This is a genomic window from Marinomonas lutimaris (assembly GCF_019426345.1).
In the GTDB taxonomy this organism is placed as follows: domain Bacteria; phylum Pseudomonadota; class Gammaproteobacteria; order Pseudomonadales; family Marinomonadaceae; genus Marinomonas; species Marinomonas lutimaris.
This window is the reverse complement of sequence record NZ_JAHLLW010000007.1, coordinates 165743-184345: the sequence shown is the minus strand read 5'-3', so window position 1 is coordinate 184345 and position 18603 is coordinate 165743. Positions and strand designations below refer to the sequence as shown.

Below are 18603 nucleotides of genomic sequence, written 5' to 3'. Positions count from 1 at the left end.
ATTTATCAATAATCATTAGCAATACTATTTTCATATTATGAAATTATAGAGGAACCAAAAATGAACAAGAAAAGCGCTCTTCCCTTGAAGTTAAAGCAAAACCACTGCGCTGCCGCGACACTTTTCTGCTGCTCCGTACTCACACCAATTGCTGGGTATGCAGAAACAGAAAGTGAAGCAGGCACCTTTCGACTTTCCCCTATCATCGTCAATGATCAAGCTATAGCCGACGATGATTCAGAATCTGTTGTGGCCAAAGAGCTTTGGGTCGGTGGTAAAGTCGCTACCAGCATCCAAGACACACCGGCGTCTGTCTCTGTCATCACTGAAAAAGAAATCAAGCAACGTGGCGCCAGCACCACAGAAGAGGTTTTGCAGTACTCTCCAGGATTAGTTACTGACTATTATGGAACCGATGACCGCAACGATTATTTTATGATTCGAGGATTTCAAGCAACCACCTATCGCGACGGTATGACGTTGGGTTCTATGCGTGGCGTACGTGAAGACCCTTATGCTTTTGAACGTGTGGAAGTCTTACGCGGTGCTAACTCCACTCTATTTGGCCCCGCAGACCCAGGCGGATCAGTAAATTTCGTTAGCAAGCGCCCAAAATTTGAAAGTATCAGAAATACTTATGTTACCTATGGTTCTAACGACCATAAAGAAGTGGGTATCGATGTCGGTGACACATTAAATGAAAACGAAACCCTAGCCTACCGACTAACAGGCAAGGTAAAAGACAGCGACCGAGAATACGATTATTCCAAAGATGATTCTGAGTTCATCATGGGTGGATTAACATGGGAACCAAACAGCAGCACCAGCGCGACACTTTTAATTGACTACTTGAATACAGATTCAACACCAAACAGCGGCGGCTATCCGCTTGATAAAGAGTACGATCGCAGTAACTTCTTTGGCGAACCAGACTACAACAATCATAGCGTTGAGCGAACCAATATCACAGCACAAATTACCCATCGTATTAATCGCCAATTAAAAGTACTAGGCAACTTACGCTACAGCGATTTAACCGATGATTTTGGCTACATTTATCTCTCCGACACAGCTGGTCGTGTCGGCAGCACTGTAAATAGATACCGCTATGGATCGGATACCAACGCTCAAGAGTTTATTGGTAATACAATGCTGCAATACGATGCTAGCTTTGACAGTGTAGACAGTAGTACGACGGTAGGTATTGAATATCGTGATGCATCAAGTGATATAACAACAGCTGACGGCTCTGTAACTTCAATTGATATAGCCAACCCTATTTATACAGGTAAGCCAAACTTTCCCCTTAGCAGTGATAACAAAAAAGACTACACGACAAAATCCATTTTTCTGCAACAAAACCTATCATTTGATGATAAATACATTGTCACGCTCGGTGTTCGAAACGACGCTTTAAATCTGTCAAATAAAAATAATCTAACTGGAGTCAAAGCGAATGAAAGTTTTTCAGAAACAACTCTCCGTGGCGCCCTTACTTATAAAATAAATGATGAGTTGTCTGCTTACTTAAGCCAAGTTGAATCTGTTGCTCCACCATCAATTGATAGTAATGGTAGTGCTAATAAACCCGAACGAGGCGAACAACTCGAAGTCGGTATCAAATACGCACCTTACGAAATGAACGCAATATTTTCAGCTTCTGTATATGACCTAACTAGAAATAACGTTCCTATTAGAATCATTCGCAATGGTGTCATTAGTACTGATCCAGAATCTATTGGTAAATCGAAAACACAAGGATTGGACCTAGAGGCAAGAGCCGACTTAACGGAAAACCTGAACATTAGTGCAGGCTACTCTTATATGAAATCGGAAGTAGTGAAAGGAACACTACGAAATGGGAGCTCAATTAAAGGCAATGAATTTGTCACAGCACCACGAAGTACCGCTTCTTTGTGGAGCCACTACACACTACCTAATCAAACAATGAGTATTGGTCTTGGGGCACGTTATGTTGGGTCTTATTACTTTGACGCTGTGAACACATCTAAAAGTGAAGCGGCAACACTATTTGATGCGGCTTTTGATTACCAAATCACCGCAGACACCAAGCTAGGCTTAAATATTAAAAACCTACTGGATAAGCAATATGTAGTCGGTTCGGGTACTGCAAATTACTACAACCCAGGCAGAGACATCACTCTCACCTTGAACCACAGCTGGTAAACAGCCGTAAGACAATAAATCGAACACCATCCCTTTTATTTAGCCAGTATGGATACCCATACTGGCTTTTTTTTGGTATAGCGTTTTCAAGGGTAATAAAGGCTAAAAATTACCAGAAAACAATAATTTGGAAATTGTCAAAATCAATTAATTTTTTAAATGCGAGGGAATTAAAAATGGTACGCCCGAGAGGATTTGAACCTCCGACCTTCGCCTCCGGAGGGCGACGCTCTATCCAGCTGAGCTACGGGCGCATGACTTGTTGCGTGGCAGTAATACTTTGCGCGATGCAAAGTGAGCCAGAACAAATTGGAGTGCGTATTCTAAAGGAAATTCCTCAGGATTCCAGTGCTTAATGACGGAAAGCCGCAGATTCATGTTTTTATCTGCTTTTCTCTCATTTACCTAGTGGTTGAAGTCGAGGATAATTCACTCGCTGTTCACTTATTCATGTTATCAGGAGCGTCTCTACCGATGCAATGCAAGCGTTTCCCGCTCAGTTTTACAGCCCTTTTATTTAGTGGTTTCGCTATGAGCCTGCTGCTGAGCAATTCGGCATATGCCGCACGTTCTGGTGAAACACTTTACAACAGCTATTGCATTGCCTGTCACATGAATGGCGTCGCAGGCGCACCGAAATTTGGTAATAAGGCTGATTGGCAACCACGCATTGAAAAAGGCATAGACACTTTATTAAAAGATGCGACAAGTGGCTATAAAGCCATGCCGCCAAAGGGGTTGTGCTTTGATTGCAGCGAAGACGAGTTGCGTGGTGCGATTCAATACATGATCGACAATAGCTCAAGCAACTAGCTGTTTAACTACTTAGCCATTTAGCATGGCTTTTAAGGCAGATAATGAAGCTTGGCCGCGTTCTTTTTTAGTGCTTTCTCCTTCGTCGCTGCGGCCTTCCCACACCAAGTCTTCTTCTGGTAATTCGTCCAAGAATCGACTTGGCAAGCAGTCGATCTCTTCACCGTATTGACGACGTTTCGCCGCTAAGGTGATGCACAAAGTCTTTTTCGCCCGAGTGATGCCCACATAAGCCAGTCGACGTTCTTCTTCAATGTCGTCGTTCTCTATGCTGTTTCTATGAGGCAAAAGCTCTTCTTCACAACCAATCAAGAACACATGTGGATATTCCAAACCTTTGGAGGCATGAAGCGTCAGTAACTGCACCTTGTCTTCGTCTTCCTCTTCTTCTTGGCGTTCCAGCATATCGATTAATAACAGCTTACTAATGGCTTGATCCAAGCCTGCTGTTTCGTCTTCTTCCCAAGCGGATTCCATCATGCGTTGAATGGAATCCAGCAAGAAACGCACGTTTTCTATGCGTCGATCACCCGCTTTATTAGAAGAGGTTTGCTCTTGAATCCAGCCGTAATAATCCATGTCGTGAATCATTTGCTCGATCACGGGGACAGGCGAAGCGCCTTCTAAACGCTGGCGCAAGGTAGACATCCAACGTTCAAAATCCTGCAAGCTTTTTAACGAACGACCTGTAATGGTGTCTTCTAGCTCTTTGTAACCCGATGCTTCAAACAAGCTAACACCACGTTCGGTGGCAAGGTTACCCACTTTTTCAAGCGTGGCTGGTCCAATCTCTCGACGCGGCAAGTTAACGATGCGTAGGAAAGCGTTGTCGTCGGAAGGGTTTACCAAAAGACGCAAATAGCTCATTAAATCTTTGATTTCCGCCCGAGAGAAAAACGAAGTACCGCCGTTCATCTTGTAAGGAATACGGTACGCTTGTAACTTGATCTCTAACAAGCGCGCTTGGTGGTTGCCACGATACAAGATGGCAAAATCTCGATAGGGAATTTCATGACGTAAATGACGTGATTGTATTTCGGCTGCCACACGCTCCGATTCCGCATCTTCGTTACGCGTCACCATAACGCGAATCGGGTCGCCCTCTTCGTGATCACTCCATAAGGCTTTATCGTAAATATGCGGATTGTTCGCTATCAGCGTATTGGCCGCTTTCAGGATGGTTTTAGTCGAACGGTAGTTTTGCTCCAACTTGACCAATTTCAAACTCGGGTAATCGACAGACAAACGCTCAAGGTTTTCAGGGCGTGCACCACGCCACGCATAAATAGATTGATCATCATCGCCTACTAGAGTGAAACAACGACGAAATCCAGCTAACAAACGAATCAATTCATACTGACTGGCGTTGGTGTCTTGGCACTCATCCACCAGCAAGTAGCGAACTTTGTTTTGCCAACGATCGCGCAGCTCTGCATCGGCCATTAACAAACTAACCGGCAATAAGATCAAATCGTCGAAATCTACTGCGTTGTAAGCGCGCAAATAACGCTGATATTGCACATACACTTGCGCCGCTAGCAGAAACTCTTCGGTGTCCGCATTGGTCATGGCTTCTTGTGGCGTAGTTAGATCGTTTTTCCAGTTGGAAACCGTATTTTGACAGTAAGCGGCAGAGTCAGTTTGACCGTTAAATTCTTTATCGAGGATTTCTTTGATCAGACTAAGGGAGTCTTGAGAATCAAAAAGGGTGAAGCCTTCTTTTAAACCCGCGCGGCGATATTCTTTACGAAGAATGCGTAAGCCTAAATTGTGGAAAGTCGAGATACTCAAGCCTCGACTTTCTTGTTTAGACAACATGCCGACAACACGCTCTTTCATTTCTCGCGCCGCTTTATTGGTAAAAGTCACCGCGATAATACTATTAGCTTTGAAGCCACATGTTTGAATCAGATAGGCAATCTTTGTGGTGATAACACTGGTTTTTCCCGAGCCAGCACCCGCCAATACTAGCAAAGGTCCATCGATCTGTTTGACGGCATCTAGCTGACGCTCATTCAGATTGCGAAGACGATGGGATATGGATGGCATGGATTGACTCATGGAAAAACTCTGGCTCGTATGGCTATTAAAAATCAGCCGTAAGTGTACCCGACAATAAAGAATCTCGCACTGAGAGAAAAATCATAAAAGCAAAAACTAACAAGCACAAAAAAGGGATGCACAAATGGCATCCCTTTTTTGACGCTAAGCAAATAGATTATTTACCTGTTTCTTGAGCGTTGTTTTCAGCAACTGGTCGACGGCTCCAATAGCTCGCCAACAAAGATCCTGAAATATTGTGCCACACACTGAAAATCGTTCCAGGTAAAGCTGCCATTGGCGTGAAGAATTTCACCGCTAGCGCTGCTGCTAGACCAGAGTTCTGCAAGCCTACTTCAAAGGCAATAGTACGACAAACACGCGCGTCAAAACCAAGTAGGTAAGTGACCCAGTAACCCAAGGTCAAACCAATCGCATTATGCAGAATAACCGCTGCCGCAACAATTAGACCTACTTGAACGATCTTGGATGCACTCAATGCCACTACAATGGCAATAATCAGCACGATGGCAAACATTGAGATGTACGGAAAAATCGGCTCAGCTTTGCGTACAAACTTTGAGAAGAAGGTATTAATCAACACACCCGCCGCAACAGGCAATAATACGATTTTAAACAAGCTCATTAACATACCAGCGACTGGTACATCGACGCTCTGACCAATCATTAGAGATACTAAGAATGGTGTCAGTATTACGCCAAGCAAGGTCGAAATAGCCGTCATGGAAATAGACAGCGCCGTATCGCCTTTTGCTAAGTAACACATAACATTCGATGAGGTACCGCCTGCCACACTGCCCACAAGCAACATGCCAACGGTTAATTCCGTATCAAAACCAAATGCAAAGGCCACACCAAACGCCGCAATAGGCATGACTAAAAATTGCAATAACACACCCACGCCAACGGCTTTACCATTCTTCAATACTTGTTTGAAGTCTGCAGGGCTTAAGGTCAATCCCATTGCCAACATAATGATGGTCAATAATGGAACGATTTGAGTTTTCAAGCCGACAAATAAATCCGGTTGAAAAAAGGCAATTGCTGAAAGCAATAACGCCCAAAAAGGGAACAGCTGGATAACCATAAGACAACACTCCACATAGGCCACTCACCCTTGCCGCTAATAAATCAACAACTGCGAGCACGCAACGACTATTTAATTATTATTAGTCCCAAAAATGGGAAGAGGATTGTAACGAAATGAGCAAGGTTAAAACAGCTTTTATCCTGCATTTAAAAGAGCTGAAAATCTTTAATTAAACCTCATTGAAGGCATGATTCGCCTCCAATGTTTCGGAGTAAAGTCTATGGTTAAGCCGTTTTTAAAAGTAGCCTTCGTTTAAGAAGAGACCGCCATAGATAAGGTTTTTTCCATTTTTCGATAACTTAACGATTCCATTAAATGCGCTCTTGTTACTGGAGAGTCGTTTAAATCTGCTAGAGTAAGCGCCACTTTTAAGACTCGATGATAAGCACGCGCCGAGAGTTTTAGTTTTTCCAATGCCTGTTGCATGAACTGCTTGTCATCATCACTTAGCGCACAAATAGCTTCTAATTGGCGGCCACTTAGCAATGCATTTTGTACGCCTTGGCGCGCTCTTTGCCTTGCAACCGCGTGTTCAACTCGTTCGCGAACATTGGCACTGCACTCCCCTTCTTCTTGCGCGTTCACTAAAACATTAGAAGGCAAAGGTGGAACCTCTACATGTAAATCGATACGATCCAAAAATGGCGCAGAAAGTTTTTTAAGGTATTTTTGGCTAGCGCTGGATTGATAATAATCCTGTCCACCATTGTAAGCTTCGTTACTGGCGTTCATAGCGGCAACCAATTGGAATCGAGCCGGAAAAGTCACTTGACCGCGAGCTCGGGAAATATGCACTTCGCCGTTTTCCAATGGTTCGCGCAGTACCTCTAACACTTTGCGATCAAATTCTGGTAGCTCGTCCAAAAATAACACGCCACAATGCGCTAAAGAGGCTTCGCCTGGTTTAGGAATTGAACCGCCTCCTACCAATGCAGCAGCCGAACAAGAATGATGCGGAGACCTAAAGGGGCGTTCAGACCAATACCAATCGAGTCCCATTTTTCGTCCAGCTACCGATTGAACTGACGCCACAGCCAGTGCTTCAACTTCAGTCATAGCGGGCATTATGCTTGGTAAACGTGACGCTAACATGGTTTTGCCTGTTCCAGCTGGACCTATAAATAATAGATTATGCCCGCCTGCTGCTGCGACTTCTAACGCTCGCCGCGCCTGATATTGGCCTTTTACATCGCGCATGTCTTTATGATCCAAAGGCAACGGCTCTGTGGGTTTAGATTCGCAAACAGGTAACTTACTTAATTTTAGTAGATGGGCTGTCACTTGGGTAAGGTGTTTAGCAAATACCGCGTCGCCTTCCACTAAAGCGGCTTCTTGTTGATTGTCTTCGGGAAGAATAAGCTGACGGTTAGACTGATGACAAGCAATGGCCGATGGTAGTAATCCTGGCACGCCACGAATATCACCCGACAAAGCCAATTCGCCAATAAACTCGGTATCACGTAAATTCAACTCTCCAAGTTGCCCAGACGCGACTAACACACTGATAGCAATCGCCAAATCATATCGACCGCCCTCTTTGGGTAAATCCGCTGGCGCTAGGTTGATGGTGACTCGTCGGGTAGGAAATTCAAAATGACTGTTGATAATCGCGCTACGCACACGATCTTTTGCTTCTCGAACGGCAGCTTCAGGTAAACCCACTATATTAAGGGAAGGCAATCCATTTGAAATATGAGTTTCAACGGTAACGAGAGGAGAAGACACGCCCACACGGGCACGACTATAAATAGTAGCTAAACTCATGATCACTCCTTGATCAATTTAATTGGCAATTTTCAACGACAAGCAATCCAGCTTGTCATTTCTTTCGTATCTCTATTTCATTCGCTTATTAAGGTTACCGACTTCCCATGCACCAAATAAACCCCAACAAACTGCTGTTATCAAAATGGACGTCCACCTCACCACAGCAAAAAGAAAAGCATTTTATCGTCACCAAACTCATTAAAGATGATAACGACATCGTCATAGAATGCGTGCTTGAAGCCGTAATCAACAAAAATCAGTACTCTCTACCTTGGCAAGCCCTGACATCGCCTGAAAAATGGCTCCAAGGTTGGAAATGAGTTAGTCTTTTTTCTCTAACTCATTTAAACGAGCTTCCAATACAGCCAATTTTTCACGGTACTTGGCCAACATTGCAGCTTGCACTTCAAACTCTTCACGTGTGACTAAATCCATTTTGCTTAATGTATTACGTGCCACTTCGTGCAGTTGCGCCTGAATCTCTTCTTTTGGCAGCTTACCCAATGTTTCTGCTGCTTGTCCTAATCCGGTTCCAAGCTGCTTTATAAATTGATCAATCATGTCATTCTCATTTTTGCATTTACAATACTTAATAGTATAGAAGCCTAAGTAAGGTGCAAACAAGCTCTCAGCTGCACATCTTTATATCCCTGCTCCTTTATAAACACGCAATACTATTAAATTGCCTCTTTTTTGTGCGAGAAATAAAATATTGCGTACTTTAATCCAAACAAATCCTCTAAATAAGGCACGCATTACACTCTTAGCTAAATGTTTATTTTCTGATCAGAAGCAATAAGATAGGGATCTCGTCCAGTAATGCCACTCACATAAGTCACCCATTCGCACCAAGTTAATGCAATAACCAACCAAGACACCCCAATATGCCGCACTAAATAAAGCCATCTGATGCTCTTTTTAATTTCGAAAAGTCGACAAAATCCTTACAAAGCCATTGTTATAAGGGCATATCTATATATGGCACGCATATTGAATAAAGCTAAGTACCTGCGATACGACAATAAAACTGACTTTTAAAGGAGACAGTGGGTATGAAGCTTATAACTGCCATCATCAAGCCATTTAAACTCGATGATGTTCGAGAAGCACTTTCTGAAATCGGCGTTCAAGGTATCACCGTAACAGAAGTAAAAGGTTTCGGACGTCAAAAAGGCCACACAGAACTATACCGCGGCGCTGAATATGTAGTGGATTTTTTACCTAAGGTAAAAATCGAACTTGCCATTGCAGATGAAATGACCGACCAAGTGGTTGAAGCCATCACTGGCGCAGCAAACACTGGCAAAATCGGCGACGGTAAGATCTTTATCGTTAACCTTGAACAAGCGGTTCGTATTCGTACCGGCGAGACTGGTGTAGAAGCAGTTTAATCACTGCTCTAATTATACAAGCCTTTAGGGGGGCGAGACATGCAAGATCAAATTTTTCACTTACAATATGCGATGGACACCTTTTATTTCTTGGTGTGTGGCGCGCTGGTCATGTGGATGGCAGCTGGATTTGCCATGTTGGAAGCAGGTCTAGTACGTGCTAAAAACACCACTGAAATTCTAACCAAGAACGTGGCTTTGTTTGCCATTTCTTGCATCATGTATCTAGTTTGTGGTTACGCTATCATGTACGGTGGCGAGTGGTTCCTTACTGGTATTCAAGACGTAGATGTTGCTTCTACTTTAACGGACTTTGCAGGACGTGAAGGTGGATTTGAAGGCGGTGCAATCTACTCTGGTGCTTCAGATTTCTTCTTCCAAGTTGTGTTCGTTGCAACAGCAATGTCTATCGTATCTGGCGCAGTTGCTGAACGTATGAAGCTTTGGGCTTTCCTAGTATTTGCAGTCGTAATGACAGGTTTCATTTACCCAATGGAAGGTAACTGGACTTGGGGTGGCGGTTCTGTATTCGGTATGTTTAGCCTTGGCGACCTAGGTTTCACTGACTTTGCAGGCTCCGGTATCGTTCACATGGCAGGTGCTTCGGCTGCTCTAGCTGGTGTATTGGTACTTGGCGCTCGTAAAGGCAAGTACGGTCCAAACGGTGAAGTTCGCGCTATTCCTGGCGCTAACCTACCACTAGCAACATTAGGTACTTTGATCCTTTGGTTGGGTTGGTTCGGATTCAACGGCGGCTCTGTACTAAAACTTGGCGATATCGCTAGTGCTAACTCAGTTGCCATGGTGTTCTTGAACACAAATGCAGCCGCAGCTGGCGGCGCAATCGGTGCACTTATTCTCGCTCGAATCTTATTCGGCAAAGCCGATCTAACTATGCTTCTAAACGGTGTACTTGCTGGCTTGGTAGCAATCACCGCGGGTCCTGATACGCCATCTGCTCTAGGTGCGACGCTTATCGGTCTTGTTGGTGGTTTGATTGTTGTTGTGTCCATCCTGACTCTAGACAAGCTTAAAATCGATGATCCAGTGGGCGCGATCTCTGTTCACGGTGTGGTTGGTCTTTGGGGCTTGCTAGCTGTGCCACTAACTAACGATGGCACTACGTTCGGCGGACAAATCGCGGGCGCTCTTACTATCTTCGTTTGGGTATTCGTTTCTAGCCTAGTGGTTTGGTTAATCATCAAAGCCATCATGGGTGTTCGAGTTACTGAAGAAGAAGAGTATGAGGGTGTTGACCTTTCTGAATGTGGTATGGAAGCGTACCCAGAATTCAGCAAGAAGTAATATCTCTTCATAAAACTTAGACATTTTAATATCAAAACCCTCGCCTCGGCGGGGGTTTTCTTTTTATATCCCTTATTGAGTTAGCGTTATACACCCTTATGACATACTGATCTCTTACTTACTCACACCGATACGCGTTATCATGAGCAATACATAAGACCGATTTATAGAGGCCAACATGCACGACGATTTACATTTAACCATTCGTAACCTTACCAACGACGACTACGACGAAATAAAAGTACTGATGGATAAGGTCTATCACGACATTGGTGGCTCATGGCCGGAACACACAATCCACAAGCTGATCAAAGACTTTCCTGAAGGACAAATCTGCCTAGAAGACCACGGTAAAATCGTTGGCTTAGCCTTGTCTGTTCAAGTCAGCTATCAGCGTTTTAGTAACCCGCATACTTATGATGATCTTATCGATCAAAAAGAAAATATTTTAAACGACGATCGTGGCGACGCTATGTACGGTCTAGATGTTTTGATCGCGCCAGAATACCGCGGCTACCGTCTTGGCCGTCGTTTATATGAAGCGAGAAAAGACCTTTGTCGTCAGCATAACTTACGAGCTATTTTGGCGGGTGGTCGTATTCCAAGTTACCACGAACACGCCCATGAAATGAGCGCTGCGGAATACTTAGAATCCGTTCGCGAACGCAAAATTTACGACCCTATTCTGACTTTCCAATTGTCTAACGATTTCCAAGTTACTCGTTTACTAAAACGCTACATGCCTGAAGATGAAAAATCTCAAGGCTACGCAACCTTGTTGGAATGGAAAAACATCTTCTTCGAACCAGATACTAACGTGATTCGTTCACGTAAAACCCAAGTTCGTATCGGTGCGATTCAGTGGCAAATGCGTGAAGTAGAAAGCGTTGACGAGCTACTAAAGCAAGTCGAATACTTTATCGATGCAGTATCTGATTATAAAAGTGACTTTGTATTATTCCCTGAATTTTTCAATGCACCATTGATTGGACTAAGCCCAGATCAAAGTAACCAGACTGAAGCCATTCGCTTTTTAGCAAGCTTTACTGAACGCTTTATCAATGAAATGTCCCAGTTCGCGGTCAGCTATAACATCAACGTCATTACCGGCTCCATGCCAGTAATTGAAGACGAGACTGTTTATAACGTCAGTTACCTATGTCGTCGTGACGGTACCGTGGAAGAGCAAAAGAAAATACACATCACTCCCCACGAACGCCGTGACTGGGTTATTGAAGGTGGCAATGATTTACGCGTCTTCAATACTGATGCGGGCCGAGTAGGCATCTTGATTTGTTACGATGTGGAATTCCCTGAGCTAGGTCGATTACTGGCCGAGCAAGACATGGACATTTTGTTTGTACCATTCTGGACAGATACGAAAAATGGCTACTTGCGTGTACGTCGCTGTGCCCAAGCACGTGCCATTGAAAACGAATGTTACGTGGTTATTTGTGGTAGCTGTGGCAACCTTCCACAAGTGGAAAACCTTGACATTCAATATGCACAGAGTTCCGTGTTTTCACCATCTGATTTCTCTTATCCGCACGATGCGGTTATGGCGGAAACTACACCAAACACAGAAATGATCATGTTCTCGGATCTAGATTTAGATAAGCTAAAATTGACTCGCAGCGAAGGCTCAGTGAACAACCTAAAAGACCGTCGTACCGATCTTTACTCAGTCAATTGGAAAAAATCGAAATAAGCGATACAGCTTTTTCCTGTGATAACATGGACGTTATCGCAACATCTTAAAGAGACCTCTCATGGCCAAAGCAAAAACCGCCTTTGTATGCAATGAATGCGGAGCCGACTACGCAAAATGGCAAGGACAGTGCCAAGCCTGCAGTGCGTGGAATTCACTATCCGAAATACGCCTTACTTCTAGCAAAACTTCTGCTCGTGTTTCCGCTAGCCAAGATCCACGTTATCAAGGTTACGCTGGCGCTGTTACTGGTATACAGAATTTATCCGATGTGGATTTAGGCGATGTTCCTCGCTTTAGCTCAGGTGCAAACGAATTCGACCGAGTATTAGGCGGCGGATTGGTTCCTGGTGGTGTAGTACTGATCGGTGGACATCCCGGCGCAGGGAAAAGTACCTTATTGCTGCAAACCATGTGCTGGCTTGCGCAACAACAAACCGCGTTGTATGTAACTGGCGAAGAATCTCTTCAACAAGTTGCCATGCGAGCACAACGCCTTGGTTTACCGACTCAAAACCTCAAGATGCTGTCAGAAACCAATGTGGAAGCGATTTTAACCATCGCCCAACAAGTTAAACCGAAAGTCATGGTTATCGACTCGATCCAAGTAATGCATTTGGATGGTGTTGAATCCGCCCCAGGCAGCGTATCGCAGGTTCGAGAAAGTGCGGCTGTCTTGACACGTTTTGCCAAGCAAACACAAACTGCGGTATTGCTCGTTGGTCATGTGACTAAAGACGGCTCTTTGGCTGGACCAAAAGTACTAGAACACATGGTGGATTGCTCTGTGTTGCTCGAAGGCTCAGAAGACTCACGCTTTCGCACCCTTCGCGGCATGAAAAACCGCTTTGGTGCCGTGAATGAGTTAGGCGTTTTCGCCATGCTAGAAAATGGCCTAAAAGAAGTCAAGAACCCAAGTTCCATTTTCTTAAACCGTAGCAATCATCCAGCAGCTGGCAGTCTTGTGATGGTCGTTTGGGAAGGCACTCGCCCTCTTTTGGTGGAGCTGCAAGCGCTGGTCGATGATTCAGCTTTAGGTAATCCAAGACGGGTCACAGTGGGCTTTGACCATAATCGTTTAGCCATGCTTTTGGCCGTTTTGCATAAGCACGGCGGCTTACTAACATCAGATCAAGATGTGTATCTGAACGTGGTTGGCGGTGTAAAAGTATTGGAAACCAGCGCAGATCTCGCGGCCATCGCTGCAGTCGTTTCTAGTTTCCGCGATAGAGTATTACCGCATGATTTAGTGGTGCTTGGGGAAGTTGGTTTATCGGGTGAAATTCGTCCTGTACCATCAGGACAAGAACGTATCAGTGAAGCGGCGAAACATGGCTTTACCAGAGCTGTGGTACCAAAAGCTAACTGCCCGAAAAAGCCTATCGAAGGCATGAAAGTCATCGGAGTTGAACGTTTATCTGAAGCGCTAGACGCAATTTTTGAGAATTAATTGACCGATTAACAACCCGAATAGGTCAGTAATCATTTGTTAGTTCAAACAGGTCTGTCATCTGTTCATCTTCCATACCATATGGAAGCGCCTTGGCAGAATCGGCTTCCAATCTTTCTTGGCGAGCTTTTAGCAGACGCGCACGACGTTGCTGACAAAGATCCAATACATGATGTCGCGCTTCATTGGACAAAGAAAACCAATGAAAGCGCTCTTCCCTACTGCGCAAACAACCTTTACAGAATCCTTTGGCACTGTTTTCACACACACCTCGGCAAGGGCTTTCTATGGCAAACAGTTCTATTTGTTCCATAACGCCTCCCTCTAAAGGTTTATGTGAGTCTGCTTTATTCTGTCGCTAGCTGAAAATCGTACACTTCTTCAGGCGACAAAAAATACACTCGGTCCGCTGGAGCGGCATCCAAGGAAAACCAATAAAAACGTTCTGGCACACCCATTTCCAAATAAAAATTAACATAGGCGGCGTGAACAGGATCAGATACATTTAAATTTGTTGCTTTAATTCTTGTACCATCCGACCAAGCATGAACACCTACGCCAGCACCTGCACCGATACTTCGTGTTACGCCTCCTAAGAATAAATCAACTCCGCCAGAAAGCACATAACCAGTCTGAGCGATACTAGTATTCAAGCCAAGGCGACGAATCAATCGCGCACCTTCCATTGTCGCTTCTTGATCAACAGAACCAGGCACGTCAACTAAGACTAAGTCCGTTACATTCGGATTTTTACGCACCATATCACTGAGCTGTTTAACTAGATCACTACCTAAGACACCGGACAAATAAGCCGAATTTCCTTCTACATCAATTACTAAACTGTCAGATACGTCGACATCTGCTTTTTTATTTGCCTCCATTCCTGAACAAGCGGTTAAAAATAACGCTATGATTAAGCATAAGAATCTTGATAATGAAGCAACGCTACGCTTTTTCTTCATATGACATCCGGTAGTGTAAAGAAAAATTTTAATAGAAATGAACCAAAGTAGATTCTATTTCGTAATTATAAAAGTGCAATTAATTGATGAAAAAGCACTTTTGTATACTCAACTAAACAAGTCAAGGATTGCAGCACTCGTGGTAAATACTAGCAAATTTAAGCACCAGCATTCTTTCACTTCAAACCACATATTCAATAGCCTCCAGCAAACCTCTAAAATTTTAAATACAGCATCCTCTATTGGGTGTGTTGCTCATTTTATTTTCATTTTATTATTTATCTACCTCGATCACCCCCTGCTTGCTTGGATCAATATTTTAAGTGTATCCGCTTGGCTACTGACATTTTGGTTTAATCGTATTGGACGACACGATATTTCTATTTTAATCATGAGCATCGAAGTACTCAGCCATGCTGTTTTAGCCACCAGCTTATTGGGAGTTGAGGCAGGCTTTCAGTATTACCTTTGGCCGATGGCTCTACTCTTGATGGCCATTCCCTGCTTTAGTGTTGCTTGGTCAACAGTGATTGCTTTAATCCATATAACAGCATTCACTCTACTTAACGTATTCTCCCAAGATAAAGCAGATAGCTTAACCTCTTACTATCCGCTGTTTTTTATATTCAATGTCATGGGAGCAAGCCTTCCCTTCATCATCACTGCAGCTATTTCTCGCTCGGCGTATGATAAACAATACTTTTTAATGGCTGAGTTAGCCGAGAAAGATGAACTAACACAGCTATTTAACCGTCGCTTTGGTCTTGAAGCGTTAAATTATTACGCTAATCAAAAGGGTGAGGATAAAGCCCCTTTCTGTATTAGTTTAGTTGACGTTGACCATTTCAAAAGAGTAAATGACCAACTGGGGCATAGCAAGGGTGATGAGATTCTCGTCAAGATCTCAAGTTATCTGTCGAAATCCATGCGTGAAACCGATATTTCAAGCCGTTGGGGTGGCGAAGAGTTTCTGTTCATCTTCCCTAATGTGGAACTCGCTAAAATTCAACAACGTATAGAGACAATCTGTAAAGAGATGCCTAATCATGTATTTTTAGAAAACTGGGATAAGACTATCAGTTGTAGCTTTGGTCTGATTCAAGTAGAAGAAAATGAAACCGCTGAAGACGCTTTAAAACGAGTCGATGATTCGCTTTATCAAGCTAAAAAAAATGGCCGCTACCAAGTAGTAAGCGACCATTAAAACATTTCTCACATTGCATAAAAGAATCGAAAGAAACGTCTGAGATTTAACTTATTCAACTTATGAAGGGAAAGAAAAACTCTTTCCCTCACGAACACCAGCCGAAGGCCAACGCTGAGTAATGGTTTTGCGTTTAGTGTAAAAGCGCACGGCATCTGGACCGTAAGCGTGTAAATCACCAAACAGAGAACGTTTCCAACCACCAAAGCTGTGATACGCCACAGGCACAGGTAAAGGTACATTAATACCTACCATGCCCACTTCAATATGATCAGAGAAATAACGCGCCGCTTCGCCATCACGAGTGAAGATACAGGTGCCGTTACCGTATTCATGGTCGTTAATCAGCGTCATAGCCTCTTCCATAGTATCGACTCGCACCACTTGCAGCACAGGGCCAAAAATCTCTTGCTGATAGCTTTCCATGTCTTTGGTCACGCCATCTATCAATGTCGCCCCAACAAAGAAGCCATTCTCATAACCTGAAACATTTGGATGGCGACCATCAACAACAATAGTGGCACCTTGTGATTCTGCACTATCAATAAAGCCAACTACTTTGTCTTTATGCTCTTTGGTGATAACTGGACCAAAGTCATTACTCTTATCTGAGCATTCCCCCACCTTAAGCGGTTTCATGGCGTCGGCCATTTTACTCACCAAAGCATCTCCAGCCGCTTTACCAACCGCAACAGCAACCGACAAAGCCATGCAACGCTCCCCAGACGAACCGAAGGCCGCACCAAGTAACTGGCTGACGACGTTATCCATATCTGCATCTGGCATGACAATCGCGTGATTTTTTGCTCCGCCTAGAGCTTGGCAGCGTTTGCCATTTGCACTGGCTTTGCTATAAATATATTCAGCAATTGGTGTGGAACCCACAAAACTCACAGCTTTTACTCGTTTGTCTTCCAACAAGGTATCAACTGCCACTTTATCACCATTTACCACGTTAAAGACGCCGGCAGGCAAGCCCGCATCATGCAGTAACTCAGCGATAAATAATGCAGTGCTCGGATCACGTTCCGATGGTTTCAAAACAAAAGTATTGCCGCACACAATCGCCATCGGGAACATCCATAGCGGCACCATGGCTGGGAAGTTAAATGGTGTAATACCAGCAACTACTCCTAACGGCTGAAACTCGCTCCAAGAATCGATATTTGGACCGACGTTTTTACTGAACTCGCCTTTTAATAACTCTGGCGCACCACAGGCGTATTCAACATTTTCAATGCCGCGCTGCAACTCTCCGGCGGCGTCATGGCAAATCTTGCCATGCTCAGCGCCAATCAGTTCGCAAATTTTATCCGAGTGTTTTTCTAATAAGACTTTGTAATTAAACATAATGCGGGCGCGCTTTAATGGCGGAGTATTACGCCATTCTGGATAAGCAGCTTGAGCAGCGGCAATCGCTTCTTCAACCGTTGCACGAGAAGCAATAGCGACTTTTTTTGATACCTTACCAGTTGCTGGATTAAACACATCCTGAGTACGTTCGGCTTGCTCTGAATACTTGCCGTCGATCAAATGCCCGATGATTTCCATGAGTACTCCATATAGTCATTCTAAAAGGGTTAGTCGCATCATAACGACATAAAAAAGTCACATTAGTAACAAACATTGACTCTACTATGCCTATGGGAATAGATTATAAAAAGTCGAATCTATTAACGCTTAGTTAATCATTTACTTAACTAACTTAACGAACATATAGGCCAACAATGAACCAATTTCAAAGTCAGGTAAGCGATGCAGATCTACGCGTATTGCGGATTTATCGAACCGTGGTGGAATGCGGTGGCTTTTCAGCCGCAGAGGTTGAGTTAAATATCAGTCGAGCCGCGATCAGTATTGCCATATCTGATTTAGAAACACGTTTAGGCTTCCGTTTATGTCAACGAGGACGCTCAGGGTTTTCGCTGACAAACGAAGGCAGTCAAGTCTATGACTTTACCTTACAGCTACTGTCTTCCATCGAAGATTTCAGAACCAATATCAACGCTCTTCACCAACATCTAAAAGGTGAGTTAAATATTGGCATCACTGATAATCTCGTTACCTTGCCGCATACTCGTATCACAAGAGCTTTAGCAGGACTAAAAGACAAAGGCCCACAGGTTGCCATTAACATTAGAATGATTCCGCCTACGGATGTAGAGCGAGGCGTGCTAGATGGGCGTTTACATGTTGGTATCGTGCCAGATTTAAAAATACTCAGCGGTTTGGATTATCACCACCTTTACGAAGAAGAGTCCAAACTCTATTGTAGTGACACTCATCCATTGTTTAGTGTCGCTGATAATAAAATATCAAAAGCCAAACTTAAAGAGTTTGATGCTGTACTTCCTGCCTATGCCCAAACACCCGAAATAAAAGCCCAGCATCAACCTCTTACCGCAAGTGCCACAGCCACAGACAGAGAAGGAATTGCCTTCCTTATTTTAACTGGCCGTTATATCGGTTTTTTACCAGATCATGTGGCTGCCCACTGGATTCGTGACGGACGCATGCGCCCTATTCTCCCAGAAGAATGCCACTACATAACACAATTCTCAGCTATCACCAGAAAAGGTGCCCGCGCCAATCTTATTTTAGAAACTTTTTTAGATGAGTTAGAAAAAACACAATAAGGCAAAATAGCAGCTATTCTCATTAGATA

At 43.9% G+C, this 18603-nt stretch carries 17 protein-coding genes and 1 tRNA gene; 9 read left to right on the top strand and 9 right to left on the bottom strand.

Annotation, left to right across the window (positions count from 1 at the left end; translation table 11 throughout):
- The first annotated feature begins 60 nt into the window (after nucleotides 1-60).
- Entirely contained in the window at nucleotides 61-2187 is a 2127-nt protein-coding gene (locus KPL72_RS10660) for a TonB-dependent siderophore receptor (protein WP_219702709.1), read from the top strand.
- Nucleotides 2188-2364: 177 nt separating this feature from the next.
- Here the strand turns inward: KPL72_RS10660 and KPL72_RS10655 are convergent.
- A tRNA-Arg gene (locus tag KPL72_RS10655) sits at nucleotides 2365-2441 on the bottom strand.
- A gap of 277 nt (nucleotides 2442-2718) precedes the next feature.
- Here KPL72_RS10655 and KPL72_RS10650 point away from each other — a divergent pair.
- Complete coding sequence (locus KPL72_RS10650; protein ID WP_219702708.1) at nucleotides 2719-3000, top strand: c-type cytochrome; 282 nt, start codon at nucleotides 2719-2721, stop codon at nucleotides 2998-3000.
- A 12-nt stretch (nucleotides 3001-3012) separates the two neighbouring features.
- On the opposite strand, the gene rep is transcribed toward KPL72_RS10650, so the two are convergent.
- The 3 genes from rep to KPL72_RS10635 form a co-directional block, all read right to left on the bottom strand.
- Nucleotides 3013-5061, bottom strand: coding sequence for a DNA helicase Rep (rep, locus tag KPL72_RS10645; protein WP_219702707.1), 2049 nt, complete (start codon nucleotides 5059-5061; stop codon nucleotides 3013-3015).
- Nucleotides 5062-5218: 157 nt separating this feature from the next.
- Complete coding sequence (locus tag KPL72_RS10640; RefSeq protein WP_212916342.1) at nucleotides 5219-6148, bottom strand: bile acid:sodium symporter family protein; 930 nt, start codon at nucleotides 6146-6148, stop codon at nucleotides 5219-5221.
- Nucleotides 6149-6403: 255 nt separating this feature from the next.
- Nucleotides 6404-7915: a YifB family Mg chelatase-like AAA ATPase gene (locus KPL72_RS10635; RefSeq protein WP_219702706.1), complete on the bottom strand. Its 1512-nt coding sequence runs from the start codon at nucleotides 7913-7915 to the stop codon at nucleotides 6404-6406.
- A gap of 107 nt (nucleotides 7916-8022) precedes the next feature.
- On the opposite strand from KPL72_RS10635, the gene KPL72_RS10630 reads away from it, so the two are divergent.
- Nucleotides 8023-8238 (top strand): TIGR02450 family Trp-rich protein, encoded by a 216-nt coding sequence (locus KPL72_RS10630; protein ID WP_212916344.1) that lies wholly within the window; start codon nucleotides 8023-8025, stop codon nucleotides 8236-8238.
- 1 nt (nucleotide 8239) lies between these two features.
- On the opposite strand, the gene KPL72_RS10625 is transcribed toward KPL72_RS10630, so the two are convergent.
- On the bottom strand, nucleotides 8240-8479 hold the full coding sequence (locus KPL72_RS10625; RefSeq protein WP_212916345.1) for an accessory factor UbiK family protein: 240 nt from the start codon (nucleotides 8477-8479) through the stop codon (nucleotides 8240-8242).
- A 206-nt stretch (nucleotides 8480-8685) separates the two neighbouring features.
- Nucleotides 8686-8811, bottom strand: a complete 126-nt coding sequence (locus KPL72_RS21370) for a hypothetical protein (RefSeq protein WP_283247999.1) — start codon at nucleotides 8809-8811, stop codon at nucleotides 8686-8688.
- A 159-nt stretch (nucleotides 8812-8970) separates the two neighbouring features.
- Between KPL72_RS21370 and glnK the strand changes: the two genes are divergently transcribed.
- The 4 genes from glnK to radA all read left to right on the top strand — a co-directional run bounded on the left by glnK (nucleotide 8971) and on the right by radA (nucleotide 13772).
- On the top strand, nucleotides 8971-9309 hold the full coding sequence (glnK, locus tag KPL72_RS10620; RefSeq protein WP_012071322.1) for a P-II family nitrogen regulator: 339 nt from the start codon (nucleotides 8971-8973) through the stop codon (nucleotides 9307-9309).
- Nucleotides 9310-9348: 39 nt separating this feature from the next.
- On the top strand, nucleotides 9349-10614 hold the full coding sequence (locus KPL72_RS10615) for an ammonium transporter (protein ID WP_072840636.1): 1266 nt from the start codon (nucleotides 9349-9351) through the stop codon (nucleotides 10612-10614).
- A 178-nt stretch (nucleotides 10615-10792) separates the two neighbouring features.
- Nucleotides 10793-12322, top strand: coding sequence for a carbon-nitrogen hydrolase family protein (locus KPL72_RS10610; protein ID WP_100188287.1), 1530 nt, complete (start codon nucleotides 10793-10795; stop codon nucleotides 12320-12322).
- Nucleotides 12323-12383: 61 nt separating this feature from the next.
- The gene (gene radA, locus KPL72_RS10605) at nucleotides 12384-13772 is read left to right on the top strand and encodes a DNA repair protein RadA (protein ID WP_012071325.1); all 1389 of its coding nucleotides are present in this window, start codon (nucleotides 12384-12386) and stop codon (nucleotides 13770-13772) included.
- Nucleotides 13773-13797: 25 nt separating this feature from the next.
- Here the strand turns inward: radA and KPL72_RS10600 are convergent, their stop codons facing one another.
- Nucleotides 13798-14085: a DUF1289 domain-containing protein gene (locus KPL72_RS10600; RefSeq protein WP_072840638.1), complete on the bottom strand. Its 288-nt coding sequence runs from the start codon at nucleotides 14083-14085 to the stop codon at nucleotides 13798-13800.
- Between the two features lie 34 nt (nucleotides 14086-14119).
- A complete protein-coding gene (locus KPL72_RS10595) occupies nucleotides 14120-14734 on the bottom strand; it encodes a COG3904 family protein (RefSeq protein ID WP_212916347.1) in 615 nt (204 codons plus the stop codon).
- A gap of 73 nt (nucleotides 14735-14807) precedes the next feature.
- Here KPL72_RS10595 and KPL72_RS21445 point away from each other — a divergent pair, with 73 nt between their 5' ends.
- Complete coding sequence (locus tag KPL72_RS21445) at nucleotides 14808-15938, top strand: GGDEF domain-containing protein (RefSeq protein WP_175550786.1); 1131 nt, start codon at nucleotides 14808-14810, stop codon at nucleotides 15936-15938.
- A 60-nt stretch (nucleotides 15939-15998) separates the two neighbouring features.
- Here the strand turns inward: KPL72_RS21445 and KPL72_RS10585 are convergent, their stop codons facing one another.
- Nucleotides 15999-17489, bottom strand: coding sequence for a CoA-acylating methylmalonate-semialdehyde dehydrogenase (locus KPL72_RS10585; RefSeq protein WP_219702705.1), 1491 nt, complete (start codon nucleotides 17487-17489; stop codon nucleotides 15999-16001).
- 176 nt (nucleotides 17490-17665) lie between these two features.
- On the opposite strand from KPL72_RS10585, the gene KPL72_RS10580 reads away from it, so the two are divergent.
- Entirely contained in the window at nucleotides 17666-18574 is a 909-nt protein-coding gene (locus KPL72_RS10580) for a LysR family transcriptional regulator (protein ID WP_212916349.1), read from the top strand.
- The last annotated feature ends 29 nt before the right edge of the window (nucleotides 18575-18603 follow it).